Source organism: Variovorax sp. P1_H12_2 (assembly GCF_056405335.1).
The window spans coordinates 1-5897 of record NZ_JBFUCI010000399.1 but is presented as its reverse complement, the minus strand read 5'-3'; the positions used below and the strand labels follow the sequence as shown (position 1 = coordinate 5897).

6 protein-coding genes are annotated in these 5897 nt (G+C 68.1%); 3 read left to right on the top strand and 3 right to left on the bottom strand.

Annotation, left to right across the window (positions count from 1 at the left end; translation table 11 throughout):
* Together AC1D2K_RS28275 and AC1D2K_RS28270 are read left to right on the top strand one after the other, a co-directional pair.
* Positions 1–675 (top strand): NAD(P)/FAD-dependent oxidoreductase (locus AC1D2K_RS28275; RefSeq protein ID WP_478092882.1); only part of this gene is annotated, 675 nt, incomplete at its 5' end.
* Positions 672–1154 (top strand): RidA family protein, encoded by a 483-nt coding sequence (locus AC1D2K_RS28270; protein WP_478092881.1) that lies wholly within the window; start codon positions 672–674, stop codon positions 1152–1154. The genes AC1D2K_RS28275 and AC1D2K_RS28270, both read left to right, overlap by 4 nt.
* A 7-nt stretch (positions 1155–1161) precedes the next feature.
* Here AC1D2K_RS28270 and AC1D2K_RS28265 read toward each other — a convergent pair whose 3' ends face one another.
* Positions 1162–3522 (bottom strand): cytochrome P450, encoded by a 2361-nt coding sequence (locus AC1D2K_RS28265; RefSeq protein WP_478092879.1) that lies wholly within the window; start codon positions 3520–3522, stop codon positions 1162–1164.
* 13 nt (positions 3523–3535) lie between these two features.
* Positions 3536–4513, bottom strand: coding sequence for a Bug family tripartite tricarboxylate transporter substrate binding protein (locus AC1D2K_RS28260; RefSeq protein ID WP_478092877.1), 978 nt, complete (start codon positions 4511–4513; stop codon positions 3536–3538).
* 103 nt (positions 4514–4616) lie between these two features.
* Between AC1D2K_RS28260 and AC1D2K_RS28255 the strand changes: the two genes are divergently transcribed.
* Positions 4617–5459: an IclR family transcriptional regulator gene (locus AC1D2K_RS28255; protein WP_478092875.1), complete on the top strand. Its 843-nt coding sequence runs from the start codon at positions 4617–4619 to the stop codon at positions 5457–5459.
* A gap of 24 nt (positions 5460–5483) precedes the next feature.
* Here AC1D2K_RS28255 and AC1D2K_RS28250 read toward each other — a convergent pair.
* On the bottom strand, positions 5484–5897 hold a 414-nt coding region (locus tag AC1D2K_RS28250), incomplete at its 5' end, for an AMP-binding enzyme (RefSeq protein ID WP_478092873.1).

Here is a 5897-nt window from a genome sequence, read left to right as displayed (position 1 = left end):
GAACAGTTGCAAAAGCTCGGCGTGCAGGTCCGGCTCAACGCCCGCGTCACCGCCATCGATGCCACCGGGCTGCAGATTTCCTCGCCCTTCAGCGATGGCGGCGCCGGCCTCGGCAGCCACCGCATCGACTGCGGTTGCGTGATCTGGGCCGCCGGCGTCGCCGCCTCGCCGCTCGGACGGATGCTGGCCGCGGCCACCGGCGCCGAGACCGACCGCGCCGGCCGCGTCAAGGTGCTGCCCGACCTCAGCCTGCCCGGCCGCCCCGACATCAGCGTGGTCGGCGATCTCGCGGCGGCCATGAGCCATCAGCCCGGCAAGGAGCCGACCCCGGTACCCGGGGTCTCGCCCGGCGCCAAGCAGATGGGGCGCGCCGCGGCCGCGAACATCCTGCGGCGGATCGCGGGCCAGCCGACCGAGCCCTTCCGCTACCGCGACTACGGCAACCTCGCCACCATCGGCCGCAACTCGGCCGTGGTCGACCTCGGCACCCCCGTCGGGCCGCTGCGTTTCGCGGGCAAGGCGGCCTGGCTGTTCTGGCTGTTCGCGCACATCTACTTCCTGATCGGTTTCCGCAACCGCTTCGTGGTGCTGATGGACTGGGCCAGCGCCTACTGGAGCTTCCAGCGACATGCCCGGGTGGTGGCGGACGTCCGCGCCAAGGAGAAAATCCAATGACACGCATCGAACAGAAACTGCAGGCCCTGGGACTGGTGCTGCCGCCGACCGCCAAACTGCCGGCCGGCGTGGTGCTGCCCTTCCCGTGGGTGCGGCTGGTCGGCCGCCGCGCCCTGGTCTCGGGCCACGGACCGATCGCCAGCGACGGCGGCTTCGCCGTGCCCCTGGGCAAGGTCGGGCGCGAGCTCAGCGTCGAGCAGGGTTACGAGGCCGCGCGCCTGACCGCGCTGGGCATCCTCGCGAGCCTGCAGCGCACCCTCGGCAACCTCGACCGCGTGACGGCCTGGACGCGGGTCTTCGGCATGGTCAACGCGGCGCCGGGCTTCAACCGGATGCCGGCGGTGATCAACGGCTTCTCCGACCTGATCCTCGAGCTCTACGGGCCCGAAGCCGGCGCCCACGCGCGCAGCGCCGTCGGCCTGGCCGAGCTGCCTTTCGACATTCCGGTCGAGATCGAGGCCGAGGTCGAGTTCGACTAGGGCGTGTTCACAGTTCGAGAACCAGCCTGCTGCTGCCGCTGCAGGCCCGCGAGCAGCACGTCATCATCTTCGTGTCGGCCTCGCGTTCGGCGCGCGTGAGCACGACGTCGCGGTGGTCGACCTTGCCGGCCAGCACGCGCACTTCGCAGGAGCCGCACAGGCCCTCCTCGCAGTCGCTCTGCACATCGATGTTGGCCGCGCGCAGGGCGCTCAGCACGGTCTGGTCAGCCGGCACGTGCACGACGATGCCCGAATCCTTCAGCTCGACGTCGAACGCTTGTTCGCGCGCGGGGTCCAGGGTTCGCAGAGTCGATTCGAAATGCTCGACGTGCAGCGCGTCCTCGGGCCAGGCGGCGCAAAGCGCCTCCAGCGCCGCCAGCATGCGCCCTGGCCCGCAGGCGTAGATCTGGGCCCCGGCGTCGGGCGTGGCGAGCAGCGCCGCCAGGTCGTTGCGCCGGCCTTCGTCGCCTGCATGGACCACCAGCCGCTCCCCGTGCAGTTCGGCCAGTTCATCGACCAGCGCCATGCTCGCGCGCGAGCGTCCGCTGTAGTGAAGCGTGTAGTCGATGCCCAGCGCGTTGGCGCGTCGTGCCATCGCACTCACAGGCGTGATGCCGATGCCCCCGGCGATGAAGATCACTTTCTTCACCGACTCGTCGAGATGGAAGTGATTGCGCGGACCGCGGATCTTGAGCCGGTCGCCGGCCTTCACGTGCGCATGCACCCAGGCCGAGCCGCCACGGCCCTCGGCCTCGTGCAGTACCGCGATCTCGAGCGCATTCACGTCGTCGGGGTCGCCGCACAGCGAGTACTGCCGCGATCGCTCAGGATGGCCGCATTCGATGTCGATGTGCGAACCCGGCGTCCAGCGCGGCATCGGCCGGCCATCCGGTGCGACCAGGCGCAGCTTGACGATGCCGTCCGCCGCCCGCGAGACGCTCTCGACCACCACCGGTCGCGTGATCGCGCCCTTCGAGGGTTCGCCGATGCGCACCGGCACGGGAACCTCCGGCCGGCGCAGCGCAGGCTGCGAGCGCTCCGGATTGTGGGCAGGGTCCCATTCGACCCAGAGATGCTCCGGACCGCGAAACGAGGTGTTGGGCACGTACGAGAACGCTTGCGCGGACAGGCGCATGTGGGGCAGCCGCCGCGTGAATTCCTCCAGGAAGATCTGCATCTCCATGCGCGCCAGGTTCTTGCCCATGCACTGGTGCGAGCCGTAGCCGAAGGTGAGATGGTCGCTGGAATTGTCGCGCCGGATGTCGAACAGGTCGGCGTCCGCGAAGTGGGCCTGGTCGTGATTGGCCGACGAGGTGACGATCAGCAGCTTCGAGCCGGCGGGCAGGTCGACGCCGCCCACCTGCGCATCGGCCGTGACGAGACGGCGCCATGCCGCGACCGAGCCGTTGTGCCGCAGGCATTCCTCGACGGCGTTGGGGATCAGGCTCGGGTCTTCGCAGACGTCGCGCCACACGTCGGGGTGCTGCAACAGCAGCTTCATCGCATTCGCGGTGGCATTGGCCGTGGTCTCGTGGGCCGCGACGATGCCAGCCATCATCATCGAGTGCAGGTATGAATCCGTCACGACCTCGGGCAGCTCACGTTGCTTGCGCAACCCGTACTGCATCCAGCCGCCGCCCTCCGGGTCCTGCCGCATCTTGTCGAGTACCTTGCCCGCGAACTGCCAGAAGTTGCCGACCGCGTGCGCCACCGCGACCTGCTCTTCCGGCTTGGGCTGGCCCCAGGTGTTGACGGTGTGCGCGATCGAATACTGGCGCAGCGTATCCATGTCCTCCTCGGGCACGCCGAGGAAATGCAGCGCCACGGTCAGCGGGACTTCCCAGAGCATCTGGTCGACGAGGTCGGCGCGGCCGTCGTCGATKAAGCGGTCGACGTACTCGCGCGCGAGCTGCCGCACCATCGGTTCATGGTGCTTGAGTTCCTCCGGCGTGAAAGGGTCCATCAGCGCGCGGCGACGCGGCATGTGCGCTGGCTCGTCTTCATTGACCAGCGTGCGGTTCAGCGCGAAGCCGTAGGACGCGAGCACGGCATTCGCCTCGTCGCCGGTCGGCGTGATCTTCTCGAGCGCGATGGATGGGCTGAAGGTGATGTTGTCGCGGAAGACGGCCTTGATGTCGTCATAGCGCGTGACCACCCAGTAGCCGAGCTTCGGGCTCCAGAAGATCGGCTCCTTCTCGCGCGCCCAGCGCACGTACTCGGGCGGGTCCTGCTGGTAGCCGTCCTCGAAAGGGTCGAAGTCGGCGGCGCGCTGGCTGACCGGACAGCCGGTCGGCGTTCGCTCGCCGGACAGCGCACCGTGCGCGACGGGACAACCGGTGGATCGATGCGGGACTTCAACACTGCTCATGGCGCGCGCCTCCTCAGTCCAGCGAGATCTTCAGGTCACGGATGAGCTTCTGCCACTTGATGGTTTCGGCCTTCAGCAACTCGGCGAACTGCGCCGGCGTGTTGCCGACCGGCTCGACACCGAAGTCGACCAGCCGCTTGGTGACGGCCGGATCGTGGATTGCCGCAACGACCTGCTTGTTGATCGCGGCGATCGTCGCGGGAGGCGTGCCGGCGGGCACCACCATGCCGACGAGCGCTGCGGCTTCGACGTTCTTGTAGCCCAGTTCGGCAAAGGTCGGCACGTCCGGCAATTGCGGCAGCCGTGTCGCGTTGGCCACCGCCAGCGCCTTGACCTTGCCGCCCTTGATGAAGCCGGCGCCCGCGGCCAGGTCGACCATCATGGCCGGGATCTGGCCGCCGGCCACGTCGGCCAAGGCCGGGGCAGCGCCGCGATACGGCGCATGGACCATCTCGATGCCGGCTTCCGACTTCAGCAGCTCCATGGCCAGATGGTGGGGACTTCCCGCTCCGGCCGAGCCGTAGTTGAAGCCGCCGGGCTTGGCCTTGGCCTGGGCGACGAAATCCTTCGCGTCACGCACCGAAAGACCGGGGCCGACGACCAGGATCATCGGAAAGCGCCCCATCAGCGTGACGGGTGCCAGGTCCTTGGTGGGGCTGTAGCTGAGCGACTTGTAGAGCACCGGATTGAAGACCAGCGTGCCGTTGTCGGCCGAGAGCACCGTGTACCCGTCCGCGGCGGCACGCGCGACCTCGGCAGCGCCAAGCGCCGTGTTGCCGCCGGGCTTGTTGTCGACCAGGATCGGCTGGCTCGCCTGCGTCGACCAGGTCTGGCCGATGGTGCGGGCGAGGAAGTCGGAGCCGCCACCTGCTGCATAGGGAACGACCCATCGCACCGGCTTGACGGGATACGTCGGCTGGGCCTGCTGCGCGAGCGCCAGCGGGGGCAGGACGGGCAACGCCAGCAGCGTCGCGACAAGAAATTTCTTCATCGGGTTGATCCTCGTCAAATATTTGCGTAATTGTTATACGCTATGCGTAATTACTGGATAGGGTTTTTACCAATCCAAACTGCCCTGAGTAGGATCGAGCGACATGAGCAAGACCCAGAAGCCCGCCACGCCTTCGAGCACGTCCACGCCCCGAGTGCTGGAGCGCCGGCAGCGCGTGCAGTCCGCCGAAACCGGCATGGCGGTGTTGAAGACCTTGTCGGCGATGGGCGGCAGCGCAGGCTTGTCCGCGCTGGCCGCGCAGGTGGGCGAAAGCCCGGCCAAGGTGCATCGCTACCTGGCGAGCCTGATCCAGGAGGGCCTGGTCGACCAGGACGCAGACTCCCAGCGCTATTTCCTCGGGCCTGAACTGATCCAGATCGGACTGACGGCCATGCGGCAGGCCGAGCCCATCCGCCTCGCCGAACCGGCGCTGGTCCGACTGCGGGAGAGCCTGGAGATCACCTGCTTCGTGGCCCTCATGGGCAACAAGGGCCCCACCATCATGCGATTCGAGGAGCCGGGCTTGCCCGTGACTGTCAACGTGCGCGCCGGCTCGGTGATGTCGCTCGTCTGGTCGGCGACCGGCCGCGTCTTCCTGGGGCTGTTGGACGAGGCCCGGGTGCGGACCCTGGCGGAAGAAGAACTGGCAGCCGCGACACCGGACATGCTCGCCCTGCTGCCCATGCCGAACCCGATCGACAGCCTGCAAAGCGAAGTCCGGGCAGCCGGTTGCGCTGTCGTCCGAGACGTCTACCTGCGCGGCATCAGCGCCGTGGCAGCCCCCGTGTTCGACTTCACGGGACGGGTCTGCGCGGTGATGACTGCCCTCGGCGCCAGCGGTGGCTTCGATCCTTCCGCGAACGGCCCGATCGCGACCGCGGTTCGGCGGGAAGCGCAGGCCACCAGCGCGAAACTCGGTTACGCGGGCCCGCGTCCGGAACACTGACGATGCCCGGCTCCTGCGAGCCTGTCAGGACTCGCTCTCGGCCTCCTGCAGAAGCCGCCACATCACCTTGCCGCTGCCGCTCTTGGGCAGCACGTCGACGAATTGCACCACGCGCGGAACCTTGTAGACCGCCATGTTCTCGCGGCACCAGTCGATGATCTGCTGCTCGGTCGTGTCCTTGTGGGTCGGGCGCAGCACCACCACCGCCTTGACCGACTCGCCCCGGTAGGCGTCCTTGATGCCGATCACGCAGGCTTCCTGGATCGCCGGGTGGCGGAACATCAGCAGCTCGACCTCGGCCGGCCAGACCTTGAAGCCGCTCGCGTTGATCATGCGCTTGAGGCGATCGGTCATGAAGAAGTAGCCGTCCTCGTCCATGCGGCCCATGTCGCCGGAGCGGAAGAAGCGCTTGCCCTCGAATTCGACGAAGGCCGCCGC